The organism is Streptomyces sp. NPDC023481 (genome assembly GCF_055560195.1).
Window position 1 is genome coordinate 100,787 of record NZ_JBVHJE010000012.1, and the last position, 22,395, is coordinate 123,181.

Genomic DNA, 22,395 nt, shown 5'->3' on the forward strand with positions numbered 1-22,395 from the left:
CTTTTCGCAGGTCACAGGAGAGTCAGCCTTCGCACTGCTTCAACATCATCTGCTTGTCCGCCACCGTCACCGGCAGCTCGTACTTCAGCGAGACCTGCGCGAACCTCACGCTGTACGAGCAGCGGATGCTCTTGTTCGGCGGCAACCAGGTGGCAGGGCCGGAGTCGCTCTTCGCGCCGTTGGTCGGTCCGTCGACAGGGATCAGGTTGAGCGGGTCGTTGGCGATGTCCTCCCGCTTGCCCTTCGTCCAGTGGGAGGCACCCATCTGCCAGTCGTAGGACAGCGGCATGACGTGGTCTATCTGGACCGTGGTCGCACGGGACTTCGTCCACTCGATCGTCTTCCCCGTGTACGGGTCCCGCAGCGTCATAGAGGTGACGACGCAGTCCGAGCCGGCCCGGAAACGGAGATGCTCTCCATCACGTTTCAAGAGATCGTTTCGCGAGTCACACCCATTGTGGGCAAAGGGAATGCCTCCCGGGGCCGAGTCCATCCAGGCGTAGCCGAACTTGTCGCGCTGGTATCCGGTCTTGGGCCCGCGCCCCTTGGTCGCCACCTTCCCGATCAACACCCGGGCCTTCGCCATGTCCGCGGCGGAAGTGATCGCCGCGAGCCCGGGCTTCGTTCCGTCCGCGTTGGCCAGCGGGCTCACCGCCCGAGTGTTGCCAGCGGTCGGGACGGAGGAACCGGAGGGTCCGCTGTCTGCCGGTGGAGTGATCCCCTCGCAACCGGCAAGCAGCGATCCGGTAGCCAGCAACGCGGCGGACGTCAGCAGGACGCGCCTTCCGCCCTTGTGCCTCACGTGCCTCTCAGTACGCACAGCCGCCACCCCCGGCATGAGCTGCGAGAACCCTGCGATCGCGCCACGCAGCACGGAGACAACGCGGGTGTCGCAGGAGTGGGAGTCGGTGTCGGCCCAGGCGGTGCCGAAGCGGGCCCGGGAGTAACCGGTCCTCGGGGCGCGCCCCTTGACGGGCAGTGAGCCCACGGCGGTCAGGGCGGGACCCCCGCCTCCCGTCTCCCCGGGGCCGGAGGCCGGCTTGGGCTGCTCGGCCTTGCAACCGGCCACGGCGACCAGTACGGCCACGGCGGTGACCGCCCCACCCCTCAGACGCGTCACAGTGCGCCCCCTCGTTCACCCTGGGCCGCCACGGAAGTGTGGGCGGATCGTCCCCGCCCCCACGGTAACCGCCCCCGAGCGCGAAGGGGAGAAGCCCCCCGTGGCCCCCGCCCGCCGTGCCCGGGGCCGCCGGGCCCCTCGGCTAAGAGGGCCTAGCCCAGGATCGAGGTGAGGAACTCGCCCACCCAGGCCAGCAGTTCGCGACCGACGAGCGGCTTGCCGCCGACCTTGGCGGTCTTCGGACGGGGGACCAGCACCTGGTGCACGGAGGGCTTGATGACCGTACCGGGGTAGAGCCGCTTGAGCCGCAGCTCCTGCGACTCGCGCAACTCCACCGGCGCGAAGCGGATGTTGGTGCCCTGAAGGACGATCTCGCCGACGCCGCACGCGCGCGCGAGCATCCGCAGGCCGGCCACCAGCAGCAGGTTCTCCACCGGTTCGGGCAGCTTGCCGTAGCGGTCGGTGAGTTCCTCGCGGACGGCCTTGACGTCCTCCTCGCTGTTGGCGGAGGCGATGGCCCGGTAGGCCTGGAGGCGCAGGCGCTCGCCGGGCGCGTAGTCGTGCGGGACGTGCGCGTCGACGGGCAGCTCGATCTTGACCTCGAGCGGCGCCTCCTCCTCGATCTCGCCGGTCTCCAGCTGCCGCCGGTAGTCCGCGACGGCCTCGCCGACCATGCGGACGTACAGGTCGAAGCCGACGCCCGCGATGTGCCCGGACTGTTCGCCGCCGAGAAGGTTTCCGGCGCCGCGGATCTCCAGGTCCTTCATCGCCACGTACATGCCCGCGCCCATCTCGGTGTGCTGGGCGATGGTCGCCAGGCGCTCGTGCGCGGTCTCCGTCAGCGGCTTCTCCGGCGGGTACAGGAAGTAGGCGTAGCCGCGCTCGCGGCCGCGGCCGACCCGGCCGCGCAGCTGGTGCAGCTGGGACAGGCCGAAGGTGTCGCCGCGTTCCACGATCAGGGTGTTGGCGTTGGAGATGTCGATGCCGGACTCCACGATCGTGGTCGACACCAGCACGTCGAACTTCTTCTCCCAGAAGTCGACCACGACCTGTTCCAGGGCGGCCTCGGACATCTGGCCGTGGGCGGTGGCGATACGCGCCTCGGGGACGATCTCGCGCAGGCGGGCGGCGGCTCGGTCGATGGACTCGACCCGGTTGTGGATGTAGAAGACCTGGCCCTCGCGCAGCAGTTCGCGGCGGATGGCGGCGCCGATCTGCCGCTCCTCGTACGGCCCGACGAAGGTGAGCACCGGGTGGCGCTCCTCCGGGGGCGTGGTGATCGTGGACATCTCGCGGATGCCGGTGACCGCCATCTCCAGGGTGCGCGGGATCGGGGTGGCGGACATGGTCAGCACGTCGACGTTGGCGCGGAGCTTCTTCAGCTGCTCCTTGTGCTCGACGCCGAAGCGCTGCTCCTCGTCGACGATGACCAGCCCGAGGTCCTTGAACTTGGTCTCGGAGGAGAACAGGCGGTGGGTGCCGATGACGACGTCCACCGAGCCCTCCTTCAGGCCCTCCAGGACGGCCTTGGCCTCGGTGTCGGTCTGGAAGCGGGACAGCGCGCGCACGTTGACCGGGAACTGGCCGTACCGCTCGGAGAACGTGCCGAAGTGCTGCTGCACCAGAAGGGTGGTGGGGACGAGGACGGCGACCTGCTTGCCGTCCTGTACGGCCTTGAAGGCGGCCCGCACCGCGATCTCGGTCTTGCCGTAGCCGACGTCGCCGCAGACCAGGCGGTCCATGGGGACCGACTTCTCCATGTCCTCCTTGACCTCGGCGATGGTGGTGAGCTGGTCGGGGGTCTCCGCGTAGGGGAAGGCGTCCTCCAGCTCGCGCTGCCAGGGGGTGTCGGTGCCGAAGGCGTGGCCGGGGGCGGCCATGCGCGCGCTGTACAGCTTGATCAGGTCGGCGGCGATCTCCTTGACGGCCTTCTTCGCGCGGGCCTTGGTCTTGGTCCAGTCCGCGCCGCCGAGGCGGTGCAGGGTGGGTGCCTCGCCCCCGACGTACTTGGTGATCTGCTCCAGCTGGTCGGTCGGGATGTAGAGGCGGTCGCCGGGCTGGCCGCGCTTGGCGGGCGCGTACTCCACGACCAGGTACTCGCGTGTGGCGCCCTGGACGGTGCGCTGCACCATCTCGATGTAGCGGCCGACGCCGTGCTGTTCGTGGACGATGTAGTCGCCCGGCTCCAGGGTGAGCGGGTCGATGGTCTTGCGGCGGCGGGCCGGCATGCGGGTGCCGTCGCGGCCGGCGGAGCGCTGGCCGGACAGGTCGGTCTCGGTGAGCACGGCGAGGGCGAGCGCCGGGTCCACGAAGCCGTACTCGATGGAGCCGCAGGAGACGTGGACCACGGAGGGGCTCAGCTCGCCGAGGTCGGCGTCGAGGCGGGCCGCGATGCCCTCGCCGCCGAGCACCTCCACGGTGCGCGCGGCCGGGCCGTGGCCCTCGGTGACGAACACCGTGCGCCAGCCGTCGGAGAGCCAGCCCTTGGTGTCGGCGAGGGCCCGCGCGGTGTCGCCGCGGTAGGTCTCGGGGGCGTGCATGCCGAGCTTGAGGGTGTCGGCGTCCAGTTCCTCGTCCGCGGCGAACGGCGATACCGACCACCACATCATGTCCAGCTCGCGCGCGCGGTCGCGGACGTCGGCGATGGACCACAGGGAGGCGGCGCCGACGTCGATCGGGGCGTCGCCGCCGCCGGCGGTGGCCGCCCAGGATGCCTGGAGGAACTCCTGGGAGGTGGCCACGAGGTCGGCGGCGCGGGTGCGGACCCGCTCGGGGTCGCAGACGACGGCCATCGCGCCCTTGGGCAGCACGTCGAGCAGCAGTTCCATGTCGTCCACCAGGACCGGGGCGAGGGACTCCATGCCCTCGACCGCGATGCCCTCGGCGATCTTGTTCAGCAGTTCGCCCAGCTCCGGGTGCTCCTCGGCGAGGGCACGCGCGCGGGCGCGGACGTCGTCGGTGAGCAGCAGCTCGCGGCACGGCGGCGCCCACAGGCCGTGCTCGGCGACTTCCAGGGAGCGCTGGTCGGCGACCTTGAAGTAGCGGATCTCCTCGATGTCGTCACCCCAGAACTCGATGCGCAGGGGGTGTTCCTCGGTGGGCGGGAAGACGTCCAGGATGCCGCCGCGTACGGCGAACTCGCCGCGCTTCTCGACCAGCTCCACGCGCGCGTACGCCGCCGCCGCGAGGGCTTCCACGACACTGTTCAGGTCCGCGCTCTGGCCGGTCCTCAGGGACACCGGTTCCAGGTCGCCCAGGCCCTTGACCTGCGGCTGGAGCACGGAGCGCACGGGGGCGACGACGACGGAGACCGGGCCGGTCTCGGGGTCGTCGGGGCGGGGGTGGGCGAGGCGGCGCAGGACGGCGAGGCGGCGGCCGACGGTGTCGCTGCGCGGGCTGAGCCGCTCGTGCGGGAGGGTCTCCCAGGAGGGGTACTCCACGACGCCCTCCGCGGGGAGGAGGGAGCGCAGGGCCGCCGCCAGGTCCTCGGCCTCGCGGCCCGTCGCCGTGACCGCGAGCACCGGGCGGCCGGCCTCGCGGGCCAGGGCGGCGACCGCGAAGGGGCGGGCCGCCGGGGGGCCGACGAGGTCGACGTGCGGGCGGTTGCCGTCTGCCGCCGCCTGAATCGCTTCCGCGAGGGCGGGGTCCTTGACTACGGCGTCGAGCAGACCGTGCAGGCTCATGGGGGCTTTCCGTCCGGGGGATGGGCAACGCACCCCAGCCTACGACGGTGTCGACGTCGCCGTCGGTGCCTGTGGACAACCCCCGCCATCCCGTCCCGCCGGGCCCTCGCCGGACGGTCGGGCCACCGCGGAGAACCCGGTGCCGGGGAAGTCCCGCAGGACTCCCCCGGCGCCGGGTCCGCCCCCGCATCCCCCGTGTGCGGTGGCCGTCGGTGCGGTCCGCGCCGCTGGTCGTTCGGTCCGTCGCGGTGTCGGTCCGTCGCGATGTCAGTCCGTCGCGATGGCGTTCAGCACGTTCATGCGGCCCGCGCGGAACGCCGGGACGAGCGCGGCGAACAGTCCCACGAAGGCGGAGCCGACGAAGACCGCGGTGATCGTCGGCCAGGGGATCTCCAGGACCTTCAGGCCCTCCAGGGCGAGGAGTTTCTGGGCGGTCGCGCCCCAGCCCATGCCGAGGCCGAGGCCGAGCAGGGCGCCGAAGAGGGCGATCACCACGGACTCCAGGCGGATCATGCGGCGCAGCTGGCGGCGGGAGAGGCCGATGGCCCGCATGAGGCCGATCTCCCGGGTCCGCTCGACCACCGACAGGGCCAGGGTGTTCACCACACCGAGGACCGCGACGATCACGGCGAGCGCGAGGAGGCCGTAGATCATGTTCAGCAGCTGGCCGATCTGGTCCTTCAGTGCCTTCTTGTAGTCGGTCTGGTCGCGCACGGTCAGCGCCGGGTCGTCGCGCAGCACCGACTTCAGCGCCTGGTAGGCGGAAGCCTCCTGCCCGTCCCGGGCGGTGGCGAACACCAGCTGGTCGAGGGGCATCCGGTCGGCCGGCACGTACCGCGCGGCGGTGGCGATGGAGGCGTACATCGCGCCCTTGTCGACGACGACCTCGTCGCTGGTGATCGCGCGGACCGTCAGCTTCGCCGCCCGGCCGTCCCGGAAACCGACCGTGACGGTGGAGCCGATCGTGATGCCGTGCTCCTTGGCGAAGCCCTCGAAGACGGACATCGAGTCGGGCTCGTAGGCGTCGGCGAGGTCGCCGGCGACGGTCTTGGTGCGCAGGTCGCGCGCGTAGCCGGGGTCGGCCGCGCTGATGGTCTCGTTCCTGACGACACGGCCGTCCGGCGTGCTCAGGGTGGCGTCCAGGAGCTTGTACTCGGTGACCCGCTCCAGGCCGGGGGTGTCCTTGATCTTCTCCACCATCTGGGGCTTGACCAGGTTGTACTCCTGGTCGCCCTGGATGATGAAGTCCGCGCCCACGGTCTTGTCGAGCTGGTCGGTGGCGGAGGCCACCATGGAGGAGCCGACCACGGACAGGCAGGCCACCAGGGCGAGGCCGATCATCAGGGCGGCGCCGGTCGCGCCGGTGCGGCGCGGGTTGCGCAGCGCGTTGCGCTCGGCCATCCGCCCGACCGGACCGAGGACGCGCAGCAGGACCGCGCCGAGGACGCGGACCAGGCCGCCGGCCAGCAGTGGTCCGATGACGACGAAGCCGATCAGGGTGAGCACGACGCCGACGCCCAGCCAGAGCGAGCCGGCCTTGGCCTGGTCGTGGGTGGCGGCGGTGTACAGGCTCCAGCCGCCGGCGGCGGTGAGGAGCAGGCCGAGGCCGGCCCGGACGGCGCCGGCCCGGGCGTCGGCCGGGGCGCCGGCGTCGCGCAGGGCGGCCATCGGGGAGACCTTGCCGGCGCGCCGGGCGGGCAGGTAGGCGGCGAGGACGGTGACGATCACGCCGAGGAGCAGGCCGGCCGCGGGGGTGGTCCAGGCGACGGTCAGGTCGTCGGTCGACAGGTGCATGCCGATCCGGCCCATGAGCTTCATCAGACCGACGGCGATGCCGACGCCCGCGCCGACGCCGAGCACGGAGCCGACCACGCCGAGCAGCAGCGCCTCGACCAGCACGGACCGGTTGACCTGTCGGCGGGAGGAGCCGATGGCGCGCATCAGGCCGATCTCCCGGGTGCGCTGGGCGACCAGCATGGAGAAGGTGTTGATGATCAGGAAGATGCCGACCAGGAAGGCGATCCCGGCGAAGCCGAGCATCGCGTACTTCATGACGTTCAGCAGGCTCTGGATGTTCTTCTGGTTGGCGTCGGCGACCTCCTTGGCGGTCTGCACCTTGTAGTCGTGTCCGAGGACGGCGAGGACGTTCCGCTTCAGCCGGGCGTCGCTCACGCCCCGCGCGGCGGTGACGTTGACGTCCGTGTAGACGCCGGTGCGGCCGACGAGGGTCCGCTGGGCGGTCGGGGTGTCCAGGTAGAAGACGGCCGCGCCGGGGTTGGTGACCTTGAAGGCGGCGATGCCGGACACGCGCGCGTGGTGGGTGCCGACGGCCGTGATCAGGCCGATCCCGTCACCCAGTTTCAGGCCGTGCTCGTCGGCGGTGTCGGCGTCGACCATCACCTGGTCCGGGCCCCTGGGCGCCGTACCGGAAGTGATCTCCATGGTGCGGGCGTCGTTGCCGTTCCAGCTGCCGACGATGGTGGGAGCGCCGCTGCTGGGCGACAGCTTGTCCTTGTGGGCGTCGACCACGGTCACCGCGGTGGAGAACACGGTGCCCTCGGCCGAGCGCACGCCGTCGGCCTTGCGGATCTCGCCGACGACGGAGGCCGGCAGGGCCGGGGGCCTGCCGGTGCGGGAGGTGGTCTCCCCGGAGTCGGCGGAGTCCTTGGCGCTGACCTTCACGTCCGAGGCGGTCGCCTGGAACAGCTTGTCGAAGGTGGTGTTCATGGTGTCGGTGAACACGAGCGTGCCGCACACGAACGCCACCGACAGCAGGACGGCGACCGCCGACAGCGCCATGCGGCCCTTGTGCGCGAGGAAGTTGCGCATCGAGGTCTTCAGGACGGTCATGACGTACGCCCCCGGGCGTCGAAGTCCTTCAGGCGGTCCAGGACCTGATCGGCCGTCGGCTGGTACATCTCGTCGACGATCCGGCCGTCGGCGAGGTAGAGCACGCGGTCGGCGTAGGAGGCGGCCACCGGGTCGTGGGTGACCATGACGATGGTCTGGCCGAGTTCGTCCACCGAGCGGCGCAGGAAGCCGAGGATCTCGGCACCCGCGCGCGAGTCGAGGTTCCCGGTCGGCTCGTCCCCGAAGACGATCTCCGGGCGGGCGGCGAGCGCGCGGGCCACGGCGACACGCTGTTGCTGGCCGCCGGAGAGCTGGGAGGGGCGGTGCTTGAGGCGCCCGGCGAGCCCGACGGTCGCGACCACGCGGTCCAGCCAGTCCCGGTCGGGTCTGCGGCCCGCGATGTCCATGGGCAGCGTGATGTTCTCCAGCGCGTTCAGCGTCGGCAGCAGGTTGAACGCCTGGAAGACGAAGCCGATCCGGTCCCGGCGCAGCTGGGTGAGCTTCTTGTCCTTCAGGCCGGTGATCTCGGTTTCGGCCAGGTGGATCCGGCCGCTCGTCACGGTGTCGAGGCCGGCCAGGCAGTGCATCAGGGTGGACTTGCCGGAGCCCGAGGGGCCCATGATCGCGGTGAACCGGCCGCGCGCGATGTCCACGTCGACGTGGTCCAGGGCGACGACACGGGTCTCGCCCGACCCGTACGCCTTCACGACCTGCCGCGCCCGTGCTGCGACGGCCGGCCCTCCAGTGCCCCCGTGCCTGGGAATGGTCACAGCCGATGTCACGGTATGTCTCCTATGTCGGTCAACAGGTCGTGGTCGGTGCCAGGGTGCCCGGTGCTCCGGGCACCGTCCTGGGTCGTGCCGATGAGTCTCGCGGTCGGCGCGGGCGCCGCGCGCTGGTGCGGAGCCCCGTCTTTCCGGGGGGAAAACCCCACCCCCGCCGGTACGGTCCGCCGCCCCCCAGCGGCGTGGAGCGAGGGGTCCGAGCCGGGGTGTGAAGCCGGGTTCGTGAAGTCGAAGCCCGTGAGGCCACGTCGTGAAGCCAGGTTAGGGAGCGGGCCCGGCCGGGCGCGTCCTCCGGGGGGACGACCCGGCCCCGAGACGTGGTACGGAGGGGACCCCTAGGGGCGCTCCACCGAAGGGTGGAGCCGTTCCCCGGCGCCGTCTCCACCCTTCGGTGCGGCCGTCTCCACCCTTCGGCGCGGCTGGCCTCCACCCTTCCGTCGCGTCAGCATCGAGGCGGCCGCCCGTGGAAAGCTGTCGTCGCGGACATGGATGCAGGGGCCACCGGGGTAGCTTCCGGCGGGGAGCGGCGGGAGGGGTGTGCGGTGGGGCGTACGACACCGGCGATACGCGGCGGAGCCGACCGGCGCCAGGGCACCGGGCGGCGGGGCGCGGTGGTCGCCGCGCTCATGCTGTCGATGGCCCTGGCGGCGCTCGACTCCACCGTCGTCTCCACGGCCGTACCGCAGATCGTCGGCGACCTCGGCGGGTTCTCCGTCTTCTCGTGGCTGTTCTCCGGCTATCTGCTCGCCGTCACCGTCACGCTCCCCGTCTACGGCAGGCTGTCCGACACCTTCGGCCGCAAGCCGGTGCTGGTGGTGGGCGCGGCCGTGTTCCTGCTGGGGTCGGTGCTGTGCGCGGCGGCCTGGAACATGGGGGCGCTGATCGCGTTCCGGATCGTGCAGGGCCTGGGCGGCGGGGCGTTGCAGGGCACGGTGCAGACGCTGGCCGCCGACCTGTACCCGCTGGCGGAGCGCCCGAGGATCCAGTCCAGGTTGTCCACGGTGTGGGCGGTGTCCGCGGTGGCCGGTCCGGGGCTCGGCGGGGTGCTCGCCGCGTACGCCGACTGGCGCTGGATCTTCCTGGTCAACCTGCCGATCGGCGCCGCCGCCCTGTGGCTGATCGTCCGTCACCTGAACGAGCCGCAGCGGGAGAACGCCCGTCCCGCGCGCGTGGACTGGGCGGGCGCGCTGGCGGTGTTCGCGTGCGGCGGGGTGCTGCTGACCGCGCTGGTGCAGGGCGGGGTCGGATGGCCGTGGCTGTCGGTGCCGTCGCTGACGCTGCTCGGTACGGGTCTCGCGCTGGCCGGGGTGGTGGTGGCGGTGGAGCGGCGCGCGGCGGAGCCGATCCTCCCCGGGTGGGTGTGGCGGCGCCGGACGATCGCGGCCGTCAACCTGTCCCTTGGCGCACTGGGGTTGCTGATGGTGGCGCCGGCGGTGTTCCTGCCGACGTACGCGCAGTCGGTGCTCGGGCTCGCGCCGGTGGCCGCGGGGTTCGTACTGTCGGTGTGGACGCTCAGCTGGCCGGTGACGGCCGCGTTGAGCCAGCACGTGTACCGGCGGATCGGCTTCAGGGACACCGCGCTGCTCGGCATCGGTCTGGCGGCGCTGGTCCTGTGCGCGTTCCCGTTGCTGCCGTACCCCGGGTCCTGGTGGCAGCCGACGCTGCTGATGCTGCTGCTGGGCGGCGCGCTGGGACTGTTCCAACTGCCGCTGATCGTCGGGGTGCAGTCGACCGTGGGCTGGTCGGAGCGGGGCACCACGACCGCGTCCGTGCTGTTCTGCCGGCAGACCGGCCAGACCCTCGGCGCGTCCCTGTTCGGCGCCGTCGCCAACGGGGTGCTGGCCGCGCGGCTCGGCGGGGCCGGCGACCTGGACTCCGTCACCCGCGCCCTGGACGCCGGCACGGTCCCGGAGGCGACCCGCCGAGCGATCGCCGACGCGGTCCACGCGGTCTACCTCGGCGCGGCGGCCGCGGCGGCCGTGGCCTTCGTGGTGCTGCTGCTGGTGGCGCCCAGGCGTTTCCCGGTGCTCCAGGACTGAACGCCGCCTTCCGGAAGGGGCCTTCCCCGGAGCCCGTCCGAAGAGCCGCACCGCGGCCGGAAGCGTGCGGACAGCCGGGCATTGACGCGGGTGACACCCCAGGTCGGGCCCCCGCCGAAGGGAAAGCGCATACCGACCGGGCAGTTTGGTGAAGTCGCCGCGCGGGGCCGGTTCCGCGAGTAGCGTGCGTGGCTCAGTTCCCCCCACCTCCCTGCGGTCCGCCGCCACGGACCCGAGCCACGCAAGGAGCCCCGGGATGTCCGACGACCCCCCGTACCTCCCGTACCCGCCCCACCCGACCTACCCCTGGCAGCCGCCGGCGCCCCCCGAACCCGTCCGCCCGGCCCGCCGGCCGCCCCGCGAACCCCTCGGCCACCACAGCGATCTGCGGGTGCTGCGCAGCGCCTACCGCTGGCAGCGGCGCACCGCCACGCTCACCGCGCTGGGCTACTTCACCCTCTTCCTCGTCCTGTCGGCGTACGCGCCCGGCGTCATGACGAGCACCGTCACCGACGGCATCCCCGCCGGCCTGCTGCTCGCCCTCCTCCAGCTCCCCGTCACCTGGCTGGCGATCGGCCTGTACGAGCACACCGCGCGCCGGTACGTCGACCCGCTCGCCGAGCGGATCCGCAGGCACGCCGAGCTGGACGCGCGGCGAGGAGCGGCACGATGAGCGGCGCCGGCGGACCGGGCGTCACCGGATTCAGCGACTCCGCCCAGACCATGTCGCTGGTCGCCTTCTCCACCGCCGCCACCGTCACCCTGCTGCTGTGCGTCATGACCGGCCCCGACCGGGACGACCTCGACGAGTTCTACACGGGCTACGGCTCCCTGTCCCCGCTGCGCAACGGCCTCGCCATCGCCGGCGACTACATCTCCGCCGCCACCGTCCTCGGCACCGGCGGAGTCATCGCCCTGTGCGGCTACGACGGTGTCGTCCTCGCCCTCAGCACGGCGCTTTCGCTGATGCTGCTGATGTTCCTGCTGGCCGAACCGCTGCGCAACGCGGGCCGGTTCACCATGGGCGACGCGCTCGCCCGCCGGCTGCCGGGCCGCTCGGTACGGATCACGGCGTGTGCGGTGACCATCGCCGCGCTGCTGCCGCTGATGCTGGTTCAGCTCGCCGGGACCGGCCAACTGGTCGCCTTCATCCTGGGCTTCACCAACCAGTCCCTGAAGACCGGGTGCGTCGTGGGACTCGGCGCCCTCATGATCGCCTACGCGGCGATCGGCGGCATGAAGGGCACCGCCCTCATCCAGATCCTCAAGATCGTGCTGCTGACGGGCTCCGGCGTCGTGGTCGCCGCCCTCGTCCTGCACCGCTTCGACTGGGACCCGGGCGCCCTGTTCACCGCCGCCTCCCGGCGCAGCGGCGCCGGGCCGGCCTTCCTCCACTCCGGCCTGGAGTTCGGCACGACACCCGGCTCCCGCCTCGACATGATCGCCTCGGAGCTGACCGTCGTACTCGGCGGCGCCTGCCTGCCGCACATCACCATGCGCATGTACACCGCCTCCAGCGCCCGCCAGGTGCGCCGCTCGATGTCCTGGGCGGTGTCGCTGGTCGCCCTGTTCGTCCTGATCATCACCGTGGTCGGGTTCGGCGCCACGGCCCTGCTCGGGCGTACGGCGATCGCGGCGGCCGACCCGCAGGGCAACACGGCGTACCTGCTGGGCTCGCGCGCGGTGTTCGGCACCGACGTGACGACGGCGGAGACCTTCCTGTTCACCCTGGTCACCACCGCGGTCTTCCTGACCCTGCTCGCCTCGGTGGCCGGGATGATCCTCGCGTGCGCCAACTCCCTCGCGCACGACGTGTTCGCGGCCAGGGTGCAGGAGATGCCGGCCCGCCGCGAGATGACCCTGGCCCGCGTCTCCGCGCTCGCCATCGGGGTGCCGACGATCCTGCTGGCCACCCTGGTGCAGCACCACAGCCTGCAGCCCCTGGTCACGCTCTCGTTCTGCCTGGGCGCCTCCGCCCTCGCCCCCGCCCTGGTCTACGGCCTCTTCTGGCGCCGCTACACCCGCAGCGGTCTGCTGGGCACGCTGATCGGGGGGTCGCTGACCGTGCTGCTGCTGATGCCGGGCACCACCCTCGTCTCCGGCTCGCCCGCGTCGGCGTTCCCGCACGCCGACTTCAACTGGTTCCCGTTCACCACCACCGGCATCGTCTCCATCCCGGCCGGCTTCCTCTTCGGCTGGCTGGGCACGGTGCTGTCGGGCCGCGCGACGGCGCTGGGGCAGCGGCGCCAGTACGAGAGGGTCGAGGGACAGATCCTGGCCGGCACGGCACGCGAGGGGAACTGACCCGGCGTCCGAGCCGGAGCCGCTCGCGTCACTCCCTGGCCACCCTGCCGGTCAGGGTGATCAGCCGGTCGCGCACGGAGTCCATCTGGACCTGCATGTCGTCCCACACCTCGCCGTGCTCGCGCAGCACCCGCTCCGTCTCCTGAGCGATGTGCTCCTCGCGCGCGTGGGCCTCGGCGAGGATGTCGGCGGCACGCGCGCGTGCCTCCTCCTGGGAGCGGCGCGCGTACTCCTCGGCGTCCCCGACGGCCTGCCCGGCCGCGGCCAGCGCGGCCTCGGCCCGGTCGACCCGTTCGGCGTACCCGGCGTCCAGCGCCGCCTGCTGCTCGGCCTCCGCGCGTTCGGCCTCGGTCCAGCGCCCGGCCTGCTCCCGGGAGTGCTCGGCGAGCAGGCCGACGGTGCGCCGGCGCGTCTCGCGCAGGACCGCGAGCGTCTCGGCGCGCTCCGCCTTCACCTCGCGCCGGGCGCCGACCCGGATCTCCTCGGCCTCGGCCTGCGCGGCGAGGAGCCGCTGACGGGCGTGTTCGTCGGCCTCCGAGCGGAGCGCGTCCGCCGCCTCCCGCGCCTCCCGGCGTACCCGCTCGGCGTCCGCCTCGGCCTGCGCGACCTGCGCCTCGGCCTCGCGCCGCGTCCGTTCCCGCAGGTCCGCCGCCTCCTCCAGCGCCAGCCGGTACACGCGCCGGGCGCGGTCCCCGAGCGTCTCGTAGGTCTGCGGTGCCAGCTCGGCGACGGCCTCGCGCAGCCGTTCGACCTCCGCGCCCATGTCCTTGGCGAGCACGGTCAGCCGGGCGGCCCGCTCCCAGGCGGCGTCCCGGTCGTCGGACAGCGCCTCCAGGTACGCGTGGACCTGATCGGGGCGGTAGCCACGCCCGCGGACGGTCGTGAAGCCTTCGGGCGGCATCGCTGCGCTGCTCACCTCGGGACCCCTCTCCACCGGACCTGCACGACAGGATGATTTCGCGCATATCTTGATGGATAGGGCGTAAGTGTGCATAACGCGACACTCCGCAGTCACGTCACGGCCCGCTCCGGAAAACACGTCGGGCCCTTCACGCGTGCGCGTGAAGGGCCCGAAGGGGTCACAGCCGGCCGGCGGGCACCGGGCGGGCTACAGCAGCCCGTCCCACATCTGCTCCAGCAGCACCGACCACCAGCTCTCCGGCGAACCCAACGCCGCCGGGTCCAGCGCGGCCAGTTGCGCCTGGAAGTCGACGGTCCAGCGGCCCGCCTGCTCCTGGTTCAGCCCGTACCTCAGGCGCCACATCCGGCCCAGCAGCGCCAGGCACCGCGCGAACTCCGGCAGCCCCGAGTTCACGAACTGCGGCGGCACCGGCGCACCGCCCGGACCGGCCTCCACGGGCACGGCCACGATGTTCGCCGTCCCGTACTGCACACAGATCGCCTTCCCGAAGTCGGTGCCCATCACGAGGTACGACCCCGCGTCCGCCGCCGGCTGCACCCCGCGCTCGGCGGCCAGCTCCGCGAGCGTCGGCACCGGGCGGCCCGGCTGCGCCTGCGCCCAGAAGAACGGGCCCATGTCCAGCGGCAGCCCCGCCACGACCAGGGTGTGCGCCACGATCGGCGGCACGCCCTGCCGGGACACCGCCTGCTGCTCGAACCGGAAGACGCCGGGCCCGAACGCCGCGGCCAGCTCCTGCGCGATGCCCTCCGGCGGCACGGGGGGCGCGGCCTGCACCGGCGGCAGCGGCGCCCGCACCGGCGCGGGCCGCGCGGGCCCGTCGGCCACCTGGTGCAGCTCGCCCTGGTGCTCCAGCAACTGCTGCATGCCCTGCTGCCGGCTCGCGTGGTCCGTGCCGTACGGCGCGATGGACGTGATCCGCGCCTGCGGCCACTGCTCGCGGATCATCCGCGCGCAGTAGGCCCCCGGCAGCGCGCACGACTCCAGCTCCGTGTGCAGCTCCAGTACCTGGTCCGGCGGCACGTTCATGGCCCGCAGCTCGTGGAAGATCTGCCACTCCGGGTGCGGGGTGCCCGGTGCCGAACGCCGGATCACCTGCTGCTCGGACCCGTCCTGCGCGCGAAAACGCAGCACGGCCTGGTACCCCGGCCCCACCGTCGGCTGCGCCTGCGGCGGATACCCGTACGCCCCGGCGGCGGGCGGCATGGCTCCCGGCGGCATCGGCGCGGGACCACTCGGGGGCACACCGGGCCCACCGGGCGCCCCCGGCACCCCGAGCGTGCCGGGGGCGGGCGGCGGCGGAGGGGCACCCGGCCCGCCGGCCGGCGGGGCGGCCAACACGGTCTGGGCGTGGTGCACGGCCCCGTGGGGGGAGTTGGGGGCGGCGGGAGGCGGGGGGGCGGCCGGACCGGCGGGGGCGTGCGGGGGCAGCGGGGCACCGGGGGCGCCAGGCGCCGGGGGCACGCCAGGGGCGCCGGGGGCACCCGGAGGCTGCGGCGCGCCGACCGGAGCGGGGGGCATGCCCGGGGCGCCCGGAGCCCCCGGGGGCTGCGGCGCACCCGGGACGCCCGGTCCCTGGGGTGCGCTCCCGCCCAGCCGGCTCGGGTCGGCCAGCACGGTCGCCGCGTGGTGGACGTTCTCCTCCGGGCCGGCCTGGCCCTCCGGGCCCTCCGGGCCGAGAGCCGAGACGAGCTGCGTCGGGACGTACCCGCCCGCCGACGGCGGCGGTGGTGCGGCGCCCGGCCTGCCGGGCGCGCCCGGGGGTGGCGGCGGCGCGCCCACCCCGCCGCGCGCCTTCTTCGGCGGCGGCGCGGCCTTGCTCGTGGCCGCGTCCGCGATGTCCCCGGCGTTCGGCGCCAGCCGTCGTCCCGCCGGAGACTGCGCGGTGCCGCCCCCGGAAGCACCCTGCGGGTAGCCGTACGACGGCGCACCGGCCGGCGACTGCGGCGGGGCACCCGGAACAGTCGGCGGCTGCGGCGGCGCGCCCTCCGGCGAGGCACCGGGAACAGTCGGCGGCTGCGGCGGAGCGCCCTCCGGCGAGGCACCGGGAGCAGTCGGCGGCTGCGGCGGAGTTGCCTGCGGCGGGGCACCCGGGGCAACCGGAGGCCGCGCGGTACCGGCCGGCGGCTGCGGCGGGGCGCCCTCCGGCGAGGTTCCCTGGGCGGTCGGCGACTGCGGGTAGCCGTACGCCGGTGTGCCCGGTGAGGGTGCGGGGTCGGCGCCCGGCACGTCGAGCGCCGGGGTGACCGCCGTCGGGGGCAGCTGGCTGCCGCCCGACATCAGGGCCGTCGGCGCGTCCGGCACCGCGTCGCCCGGGTCGCTCAGCGGCGGCGCGAACACCGTCGCCGGCAGCGGTACGGAACGGTCCTCGTCACCGGTTCCCGCGTTCGTGTCGGTACCGGCCCACGGCGTCGCCCCCGCCGGCACCTCCGGCCGCCCGGCCGGCTGTTCACCGGTCCCCAGCTTGTCCGCCGCCTCCTGCAACCACTCCGGGGGAGTCAGCAGGAACGACGTCTGGTTCAGGTCCAGTCGCGCGGCCGCGGGCGCCGGCGCCGCGTCCTGCGGATCCGTACGGCCGTACTCCTCCTCGTACCGGCGGATCACCTCGCCCACCGGCAGCGCCGGCCACAGCGTGGCCTCCCCGCTGTCCCGGGCGATCACCAGCCGCTGGCCGCCCGCGTCCGAACGCGGGCCCTCCGCCCGGTCCTCGCCCCACACCACGAACCCCAGCTCGAACTCCCGCACCCGCACCTCACGGTGCTGGTAGGCGGGCACGTCGCCGTTGATCCACTCCTCGGCGCGCTCCTGCGCCTGCGCGTACGTCACCATCGCTCGCAGCTCACTCCCCCACCGGGCCGGACGACGCCGAACCGGAGGACACCGGCACGGCACGGGCGAAACCGCCGTCCACCATCAGACGGGCCACCGTCTCCAACTCCGGCGGGCTGCCCGCCAGCCGGGACAGGAACGCGTCGAAGTCGTCCCCGCACGGCAGCAGCAGCCGCTCCACCCGCTCCGCCGGCGGCCACGAGGGATCCACGTCCCGGACGTCGTCGTACGCGCAGAACCACACCGAACCGGCCCGCTCGCCCCGCACCTTCACCGCGAGCAACCCGCCCTGGACGAAGGCCACCCCGAGGTAGTCCTTCGTCAGGTGGTCCCGCAGACACTTGTTCACGTACACCAGGTCGTTGACCGCGGCCTCGTCCCGCACCGTGAAGAACGGCTGGTCCAGCAGCAGTCCCAGCCCGGCGTCCAGCGCCGTACCCACCGGCGCACAGCCACCCGCCGCCTTCAGGAACGAACGGTACGCACCCGGCAGCCGGTAACCGAGGTCCTCCTCGACCCCCTGCACCTGCGCTTCCGTCACCGCCACCCCCGACTTCGGCAGCCCGAAGTGCGCCGGCCGGGACTCCTGCAACGGCCGCGTCCCCCGCTTGCCGTGGTCCACCGGCGCCGTCGCCACCCCGCCGTGGTGCCGCAGCAACGCCTTCACCTCGACCGGAACCAGCTCCAGCCGCCGCGTGCCGGCCACGTGGTGCCACGTCCAACCGTGCGGTGTCGCCACCGCCGACACCGTCTCCCACCACTCGTGCCCCGTCGCCGCCAGCGCCGCGTTCGCCGACACGTAGTCCGTCAGCCGCAGCTCGTCGACCCCGAAGCCCTCCGGCGGCTCGGCGATCTCCACCGCCACGCGCGCGTACGGCGAGAAATCCGGGTAACCGCGCTCGTCGACCCGTACCCCTCTCGGGTGACGCGCCGCCCGCACCGGATCCGGGAAGTGCACGACCTGCCCGGCGTAGGCCGCGTTCGGCGGTGCGGCCGGTCCCCCGGCGTGGCCGCTGGGCGGTGCCCCCAGCCCGAGCCGACCTGTCGTCATGGCGGTTGCCCCCTGCGGCGTTGTCTGGCCTGAACGGCGGTGTCGATCGCGGATGGCGACAGCCTATGCGGTACCCGAACCCCGGTCACCGGCCCGCCGCATCCGCACCGCCCGCCCCGCCTCCCACCCTCGTGACCAGCCGTCACCCCGCCGTCACGGCACGCCCCCGCACAGGCGTCTCTTCCCGCCCCAGCTTCCGCACCAGCCACGGCATTTGGCACCCTGTGTCCTTCGGGGGCATGCCCGGGGAGGGGAGAACGATCATGAACGCGTTGCAGACCGGAGGTACCGACGTGCGGGCCGGCGACCCCCGCATCGGCTGGAGCGGCACCGACACACCCCCCGCACCGGCCCTCCGCCACCGCCGCGACGGCATCCTGCCCGCCGTCGCCGCCGCCCTCTCCGTACGCGGCGCCACCCTCACCGGCACCGCCGCCCGCGGCGACCAGCCCCCCGCGCTGCACCCCCTCGTCCAGGACTTCCTCGACACCCTCACCAGCGCCCAACGCGACCGCTTCACCGGCCGCTGCGCCGAGACCATCCTCATCTCCCGGCACCTCACCACCGCCGACGCCGCCCGGAGCAAACGCGCCACCCGCCGACCCATGACCAACGGCGAGGCCCGCAAAGCCCTCAAGCACGCCAAACTCACCGCCCGCCGCATACGCGAGGACGGCGACCCCCTGCACGGCGGCTTCGCCGCCCCCTGCCGCGCCTGCACCGCCCTCAGCGCCCACTTCGGCGTCCGCATCGTCGACCCCGGCACACCCGGCGACTGACACCCCCGCGCCCCCGAACCACCGCGTACCACCCGCCGAGCCAGACGAACGAAGGGCAGATGCACCCCGACCGCGCCGCCGCCCCCCATCCCGGCCACGCCCGACCAGGCCAGCCGCCCGCACGCTTCCCCGCACCCGTCGACGCCACCCTGCGCGCCGCCGGCTGGCAGCCCGGACGCTGGGACATAAAGCAGGCCGAGATCTGGGCCGACGCCCTACGCGAACACACCTCGCCCGCCGGACACCGGCACACCGTGTTCCCCGCAGCCGTCGAAGCCTGGGCCGAGTTCGGCGGCCTCACCATCAGCCCCACCGGCCCCGGCCGCCAGATCGCGCCCGCCGCCCTGCACCTCGACCCCCTGCACGGCCTCCACCTCGCCCGCACCCTCGGCGACCTCGGCCGCGCCCTCGGCACCGAACTGTGCCCCCTCGGCGAGGAGACCGACACCGCCGCCCTCCTCGCCGTCGACGCCGAAGGCCGCGTCTACACCATCGACCACACCGGCGACTGGTACCTCGGCCCCGACATCGACCACGCCCTGTCCACCCTCATCACCGGCATCCCCCCGGTACGCCTCACCGCCGGCTGACACAGCCCGCCCCGGAGGACCGTCGTACCCGGCTCGAACGCCCCGGGGCCGGGCGTGGCACCCCGGCCCCGGGTCCTACGCCGCCGGGATCACGGCCGACACCCGGAAACCCCCCGCGTCCGTCGGACCCGACACGAACACACCGCCCAGCGCCAGGACCCGCTCCCGCATCCCCACCAGGCCGTTCCCACCCGACGGCAACCCCGCCGCCGACGCCCACGCCGGCTCCGGCGGCGGATCGTTCTCCACCTGCATCGCGATCTCCGACACCCGGTGCGCCAACCGCACATGCGTCTTCGCCCCCGCCGCGTGCTTGTGGACGTTCGTCAACGCCTCCTGCACCACCCGGTAGGCCGTCTGCTCCACCTCCGCCGCATACGGCCGCGCCTCCCCCTCGACCGACAGATCCACCACCATTCCCGCGGCGGCCGACTGCCCGATCAACTCGTCCAGCTCCGACAGACACGGCCCCTCGGCCGCGCTCACCGCCTCCGCCGCCCGCGACGCCGCCTCCGCGGCCGCCTCGCCGACCGCCACCAACGACGCCGCCGCCCGCCGGCCCGCGTCCTCCCCCGCCCGCAACACCCCGAGCATCTCCCGCAGCTCGGTCAGCGCCTGCCGCCCCATGTCCCCCACCAGCGCCGCGTTCCGCACCGCCTTCTCCGGGTCCTTGCGCGCCACCGCCTGCAACGCCGCCGCGTGCACCACCATCAGGCTCACCCGATGTGCCACCACGTCGTGCATCTCCCGGGCGATCCGCGTCCGCTCCTCGTTACGCGCCCACTCGGCCCGCTCCTCCGCCCGCTCCGCGAGCAGTTGCAGCTCCCGCTCCAACGAGTCCGCCCGCTCCCGCAGGCTCTCCATCAACCGCCGCCGCGCCCCCACGTACAACCCCAGCAGCACCGGCGGGGCCGTCAGTCCCAACGCCGTCGTCACCGCGGCGAACGGCACGAACCAGTCACCCAGCGTCAGATCACCGCGCGCCATGCCCTGGCGCACCCGCACGAACGTCACCACCGCCGTGCCCACCAGCGACATCCCCGCCAGCGCCCCGATGACCCGGCGCGGCAGCTCACACGCGGCCAGCGTGTACAGCCCGACCACGCCCATCAGGAAACCCATCTCCGCGGGCGTGATCGCGATCGCCACCAGCACCACGGCGATCGGCCACTTCCGGCGCACCAGCAGCACCGAACCGGCGACCAGACCGAACACGATCCCTACCGACGCCGGGATCCCCGCCTCCCGGGCGAACGGGATCCCCTCCGCCGCGCACTCCACCGCCGACGCCAGCGCGAGGCTCCCGTCGAACACCGCGCTGCGCCGCCGCACCCACCACCAAGGGCCGGTCAACGCCCTCTCGTGGTCTTCCCCCGTCGTGGTCATGCCTCCAGCCTACGGGCGAGGAGTGCGGCTTTTCCGGTGACTTTCCCCTACCTCCACACGCGGCACGGCGCAACCGAACACCCTCGAAACCACCCCCTGTCCCCCGAACCGGTGAACCTCCCCCGCCCACACCGGAATCCCACATTCCGCCCAGACGGTATGCATGTGACACATTCCCTCGGCAAGTACGCCACTTCGCGAGACTCGGCGAGCAGGCGATCGCCCTCCGCGGAGCGGAGCCGTACCGCCGTGTCGCACGCTGGGGGGCGGACATGGTGGTAGCAGCGGATCATCGAACCACGTAGGCTGAGCGCGGCAATCCCGGGTTGCTCTGTCGGTAGGGGCGACTGGACTTTGAATCCAGGTAAGACGCAGGTTCGACTCCTGCCCCGGGAGCCGCCCAGCGGGCCCTGACCCCACCGTCAGGGCCCGCACTCATGTCCGCCACAAAGCCCCCCGGTATCCTGCGGCTGTCACCCCCGCCATCCACAGCCGAAGGGCAACCCCGTGAGCGCCATCCGCCCGGCAGCCGTCGTCGTTCTCGCAGCGGGTGAGGGCACCCGTATGAAGTCGGCCACACCCAAGGTCCTGCACCAGATCTGCGGCCGTTCCCTGGTCGGTCATGTGCTGGCCGCCGCCCGTGAGTTGGACCCGCAGCACCTGGTCGTCGTGGTCGGCCACGCCCGTGAGCAGGTCGGTGCGCACCTCGCCGAGATCGACCCGGCCACCCGGACCGCCGTGCAGGCGGAGCAGAACGGGACCGGGCACGCCGTACGGATGGGCCTGGAGGAGCTGGGCGGGTCCGTGGAGGGGACCGTCGTCGTGGTGTGCGGGGACACCCCGCTGCTGACCGCCGACACGCTCAAGCGGCTCGCCGGGACGCACAGCGCGGACGGCAACGCCGTGACCGTGCTGACCGCCGAGGTGCCGGACGCGACCGGTTACGGCCGGATCGTGCGGGACGAGGCGACGGGTGCCGTCACCGCGATCGTGGAGCACAAGGACGCGACCGAGGCGCAGCGGGCGATCCGGGAGATCAACAGCGGGGTGTTCGCGTTCGACGGCCGGTTGCTGGCAGAGGCGCTGAAGCAGGTGCGGACGGACAACAGCCAGGGTGAGGAGTACCTCACGGATGTGCTGGGGATCCTGCGGGAGGCCGGGCACCGGGTGGGGGCGTCGGTGGCCGCAGACCACCGGGAGATCGCGGGGATCAACAACCGGGTGCAGCTGGCGGAGGCCCGGCGGGTGCTCAACGACCGGTTGCTGACGGCGGCGATGCTCGACGGGGTGACGGTCGTGGACCCGGCGACGACCTGGGTGGATGTGACGGTGACGTTCGAGCGGGACGCGGTGGTGCACCCGGGGACGCAGCTGACGGGGTCGACGCATCTGGGCGAGGGTGCCGAGGTGGGACCCAACAGCCGGCTGAAGGACACGACGGTGGGTCCGGGGGCGCGGGTGGACAACACGGTGGCCGACGGGGCTGTGGTGGGCGAGCGGGCGAGCGTGGGACCGTACGCGTATCTGCGGCCCGGGACGCGTCTCGGTGCCAAGGGGAAGATCGGCACGTACGTGGAGACGAAGAACTCCTCGATCGGGGAGGGTACGAAGGTGCCGCACCTGTCGTACGTCGGGGACGCGACGATCGGTGCGTACTCGAACATCGGCGCGGCGAGTGTGTTCGTGAACTACGACGGCCAGGACAAGCACCACACGACGATCGGGTCGCACTGCCGGACCGGTTCGGACAACATGTTTGTGGCTCCGGTCACGGTCGGGGACGGTGCCTACACCGCCGCCGGGTCGGTGATCACGAAGGACGTGCCGCCCGGTTCGCTGGCCGTGGCCCGTGGTCAGCAGCGGAATATCGAGGGCTGGGTGGCTCGGAAGCGTCCGGGGAGTGCGGCGGCGAAGGCCGCCGAGGCGGCGTCCCGGACGGGTGAGAGCGAGGACTGACCGGAAACGGGTGCGCCAAACACGGCGTACCGTGATAAGTGCACATTCGGACGTGTGCACCCGCACCCTTACCAGCTGATACGGCCTCTCACGCCCAGCCGAGA

At 73.1% G+C, this 22,395-nt stretch carries 14 protein-coding genes and 1 tRNA gene; 7 read left to right on the forward strand and 8 right to left on the reverse strand.

Annotation, left to right across the window (positions count from 1 at the left end):
* Nucleotides 1-22 precede the first annotated feature (22 nt).
* The 4 genes from ACZ3ZD_RS23215 to ACZ3ZD_RS23230 all read right to left on the reverse strand — a co-directional run bounded on the left by ACZ3ZD_RS23215 (nucleotide 23) and on the right by ACZ3ZD_RS23230 (nucleotide 8,435).
* A complete protein-coding gene (locus ACZ3ZD_RS23215) occupies nucleotides 23-772 on the reverse strand; it encodes an HNH endonuclease family protein (RefSeq protein ID WP_467400837.1) in 750 nt (249 codons plus the stop codon).
* A gap of 500 nt (nucleotides 773-1,272) precedes the next feature.
* Entirely contained in the window at nucleotides 1,273-4,803 is a 3,531-nt protein-coding gene (mfd, locus tag ACZ3ZD_RS23220; protein ID WP_467400419.1) for a transcription-repair coupling factor, read from the reverse strand.
* A gap of 267 nt (nucleotides 4,804-5,070) precedes the next feature.
* Nucleotides 5,071-7,653 carry an ABC transporter permease gene (locus tag ACZ3ZD_RS23225; RefSeq protein WP_467400421.1) on the reverse strand — a complete coding sequence of 861 codons (2,583 nt, stop codon included), beginning with the start codon at nucleotides 7,651-7,653 and terminating at the stop codon, nucleotides 5,071-5,073.
* Complete coding sequence (locus ACZ3ZD_RS23230; protein WP_467400423.1) at nucleotides 7,650-8,435, reverse strand: ABC transporter ATP-binding protein; 786 nt, start codon at nucleotides 8,433-8,435, stop codon at nucleotides 7,650-7,652. Before ACZ3ZD_RS23230 ends, ACZ3ZD_RS23225 begins: the two co-directional genes overlap by 4 nt.
* A 545-nt stretch (nucleotides 8,436-8,980) precedes the next feature.
* On the opposite strand from ACZ3ZD_RS23230, the gene ACZ3ZD_RS23235 reads away from it, so the two are divergent.
* The 3 genes from ACZ3ZD_RS23235 to ACZ3ZD_RS23245 all read left to right on the forward strand — a co-directional run bounded on the left by ACZ3ZD_RS23235 (nucleotide 8,981) and on the right by ACZ3ZD_RS23245 (nucleotide 12,781).
* Nucleotides 8,981-10,477 (forward strand): MFS transporter, encoded by a 1,497-nt coding sequence (locus ACZ3ZD_RS23235; protein ID WP_467400426.1) that lies wholly within the window; start codon nucleotides 8,981-8,983, stop codon nucleotides 10,475-10,477.
* Nucleotides 10,478-10,733: 256 nt separating this feature from the next.
* Entirely contained in the window at nucleotides 10,734-11,150 is a 417-nt protein-coding gene (locus ACZ3ZD_RS23240; RefSeq protein ID WP_467400428.1) for a DUF485 domain-containing protein, read from the forward strand.
* A complete protein-coding gene (locus tag ACZ3ZD_RS23245; RefSeq protein ID WP_467400431.1) occupies nucleotides 11,147-12,781 on the forward strand; it encodes a sodium/solute symporter in 1,635 nt (544 codons plus the stop codon). The genes ACZ3ZD_RS23240 and ACZ3ZD_RS23245 overlap by 4 nt, the downstream gene beginning before the upstream one ends.
* Before the next feature lie 28 nt (nucleotides 12,782-12,809).
* Here ACZ3ZD_RS23245 and ACZ3ZD_RS23250 read toward each other — a convergent pair whose 3' ends face one another.
* The 3 genes from ACZ3ZD_RS23250 to ACZ3ZD_RS23260 all read right to left on the reverse strand — a co-directional run bounded on the left by ACZ3ZD_RS23250 (nucleotide 12,810) and on the right by ACZ3ZD_RS23260 (nucleotide 17,580).
* Nucleotides 12,810-13,682 (reverse strand): cellulose-binding protein, encoded by an 873-nt coding sequence (locus tag ACZ3ZD_RS23250; protein WP_467400840.1) that lies wholly within the window; start codon nucleotides 13,680-13,682, stop codon nucleotides 12,810-12,812.
* A 207-nt stretch (nucleotides 13,683-13,889) separates the two neighbouring features.
* Nucleotides 13,890-16,529: an SUKH-4 family immunity protein gene (locus ACZ3ZD_RS23255; RefSeq protein ID WP_467400433.1), complete on the reverse strand. Its 2,640-nt coding sequence runs from the start codon at nucleotides 16,527-16,529 to the stop codon at nucleotides 13,890-13,892.
* A 10-nt stretch (nucleotides 16,530-16,539) separates the two neighbouring features.
* Nucleotides 16,540-17,580 carry an SMI1/KNR4 family protein gene (locus ACZ3ZD_RS23260; protein WP_467400435.1) on the reverse strand — a complete coding sequence of 347 codons (1,041 nt, stop codon included), beginning with the start codon at nucleotides 17,578-17,580 and terminating at the stop codon, nucleotides 16,540-16,542.
* Nucleotides 17,581-17,843: 263 nt separating this feature from the next.
* Here ACZ3ZD_RS23260 and ACZ3ZD_RS23265 point away from each other — a divergent pair, with 263 nt between their 5' ends.
* The gene (locus tag ACZ3ZD_RS23265; protein WP_467400438.1) at nucleotides 17,844-18,359 is read left to right on the forward strand and encodes a YwqJ-related putative deaminase; all 516 of its coding nucleotides are present in this window, start codon (nucleotides 17,844-17,846) and stop codon (nucleotides 18,357-18,359) included.
* Nucleotides 18,360-18,418: 59 nt separating this feature from the next.
* Nucleotides 18,419-18,949 (forward strand): SUKH-3 domain-containing protein, encoded by a 531-nt coding sequence (locus tag ACZ3ZD_RS23270; RefSeq protein ID WP_467400440.1) that lies wholly within the window; start codon nucleotides 18,419-18,421, stop codon nucleotides 18,947-18,949.
* A gap of 75 nt (nucleotides 18,950-19,024) precedes the next feature.
* On the opposite strand, the gene ACZ3ZD_RS23275 is transcribed toward ACZ3ZD_RS23270, so the two are convergent.
* Nucleotides 19,025-20,335 (reverse strand): sensor histidine kinase, encoded by a 1,311-nt coding sequence (locus tag ACZ3ZD_RS23275; protein WP_467400442.1) that lies wholly within the window; start codon nucleotides 20,333-20,335, stop codon nucleotides 19,025-19,027.
* A 319-nt stretch (nucleotides 20,336-20,654) separates the two neighbouring features.
* Between ACZ3ZD_RS23275 and ACZ3ZD_RS23280 the strand changes: the two genes are divergently transcribed.
* Both ACZ3ZD_RS23280 and glmU read left to right on the forward strand, forming a co-directional pair.
* A tRNA-Gln gene (locus ACZ3ZD_RS23280) sits at nucleotides 20,655-20,731 on the forward strand.
* A 111-nt stretch (nucleotides 20,732-20,842) separates the two neighbouring features.
* Nucleotides 20,843-22,291: a bifunctional UDP-N-acetylglucosamine diphosphorylase/glucosamine-1-phosphate N-acetyltransferase GlmU gene (gene glmU, locus ACZ3ZD_RS23285; RefSeq protein ID WP_467400444.1), complete on the forward strand. Its 1,449-nt coding sequence runs from the start codon at nucleotides 20,843-20,845 to the stop codon at nucleotides 22,289-22,291.
* The last annotated feature ends 104 nt before the right edge of the window (nucleotides 22,292-22,395 follow it).